Source organism: bacterium (assembly GCA_040755795.1).
GTDB lineage: Bacteria > UBA9089 > CG2-30-40-21 > CG2-30-40-21 > SBAY01 > JBFLXS01.
The window spans coordinates 1-1384 of the sequence record JBFLXS010000686.1; the positions used below are offsets into that span (position 1 = coordinate 1).

Below are 1384 nucleotides of genomic sequence, written 5' to 3' on the forward strand. Positions count from 1 at the left end.
TATTACACTTATTTTTCGCGCTAAGGCAAAATCAGTTGATTTTTGAAAATTTGGGCCTTTATTTTAAGCCTTTACTTAGTAAAAGCAACTGAAAATCGCTTAGCGCGAAATATGGGATTACACCACGTTTTTAGAGAAATTGTTAATTATAGCTAAAGAGAAGTTTTGAGTGCAAAAGTTGAGTAAATATATTATTTATGAGAACCAAAGAAACAATTTTTTATCTATTTTTGTTATCAGTGTTTGTTTTTCAATTTCTCCCCCTAATAAGTGGGGCAGAAAATTGTAATGGATTATGTGATCCTTTGAATTTGCCAGAAGAAAAGCCAATAGCAGTTTTGGCAGGAAAAGTAATCAATGTTATTCTTGGCATTGTTGGCTCTTTGGCTTTGATAATGTTTATTTATGGAGGCATTACTTGGATGACAGCAGGAGGTAATGAGCAAAGAGTAAAAACAGGTCGGAATATTTTGGTTTGGACTGTTTTAGGATTAGTAGTAATCTTTAGCAGCTATGCTATTTTAAAATTTGTCTTTCAGGCATTAGGAGTTGACTAAAATAGTATTATTTGCTATAATTAAAGTAGAAATCACTAATTACTAAACTTTTGTATTAACAGATTAGTGGTTGATCTCCGGAAGGGAGGTGAGAAAATGAAAATCACCAAAAAACATCTCTTAGCTACTTTGCTTAGCTTGACTTTGATAATGGTTTTGATCAGTCCATCGTTAGTTCTTGTTGGAGCTAAGTCCGAATGTACAGGCATTACTGATGATCTTGAAAGATTAAGATGCGAAGCTGGCTATAAAGAAGATACAGATTTGGTTACAACTATAGGTATAGTAATTAATGTTATTCTAGGGCTTTTAGGAGTAGTAGCTGTAGTAATCATTATTATTGGAGGCTTTAAGTGGATGACTGCTGGAGGGAATGATGAAAAGATTAGTGAGGCTAAGAAATTAATCGGTCAGGGAGTTATTGGTTTGATTATCGTTCTAGCTGCCTATGCTATTGCTAGATTTGTCATGGATAAGTTAAAGCCGGAATTTTTAGAATAGTAGATCGCTAATCATTCGCAAATTTATTTGCTAATATTCGCGAATAATTATTTGCATTGATTAGCGATCTTTAGGAGTTCGGGTCTTACCCCGTAAAATTATGTTTATCACAAAAAAACACATCTTTACTCTTCTGCTTAGCTTAGTGATTACTTCTTTACCTCTGGTAATGTTGGCGGATATACCAAAACCTCTTGAAGAATTAGAGGAGATAGGAGGAGCAGCTGGCTATAAACCTGTTACTGAAGATAAACCTTTAGAACTTGTAGGATATATTGAGGTCATTGCGACCTACCGCAAAAGTGTCTTAAGTTGATTAAAGTGTA

General features: G+C 34.0%; 3 protein-coding genes. All 3 read left to right on the forward strand.

What is annotated here, in order from left to right; genetic code table 11:
• The first annotated feature begins 197 nt into the window (after nt 1–197).
• The 3 genes from AB1414_20930 (at nt 198) to AB1414_20940 (ending at nt 1374) form a co-directional block, all read left to right on the forward strand.
• Nucleotides 198–557: a pilin gene (locus AB1414_20930; GenBank protein MEW6609876.1), complete on the forward strand. Its 360-nt coding sequence runs from the start codon at nt 198–200 to the stop codon at nt 555–557.
• A gap of 96 nt (nt 558–653) precedes the next feature.
• On the forward strand, nt 654–1058 hold the full coding sequence (locus AB1414_20935) for an Mbov_0395 family pilin-like conjugal transfer protein (protein MEW6609877.1): 405 nt from the start codon (nt 654–656) through the stop codon (nt 1056–1058).
• A gap of 145 nt (nt 1059–1203) precedes the next feature.
• A complete protein-coding gene (locus AB1414_20940; protein MEW6609878.1) occupies nt 1204–1374 on the forward strand; it encodes a hypothetical protein in 171 nt (56 codons plus the stop codon).
• Nucleotides 1375–1384: the final 10 nt, after the last annotated feature.

Bases quoted from the DNA above. Each gene is read 5' to 3' on its own strand.
- AB1414_20930 (MEW6609876.1), top strand. From the start codon at position 198: ATGAGAACCAAAGAAACAATTTTTTATCTATTTTTGTTATCAGTGTTT.
- AB1414_20935 (MEW6609877.1), top strand. From the start codon at position 654: ATGAAAATCACCAAAAAACATCTCTTAGCTACTTTGCTTAGCTTGACT.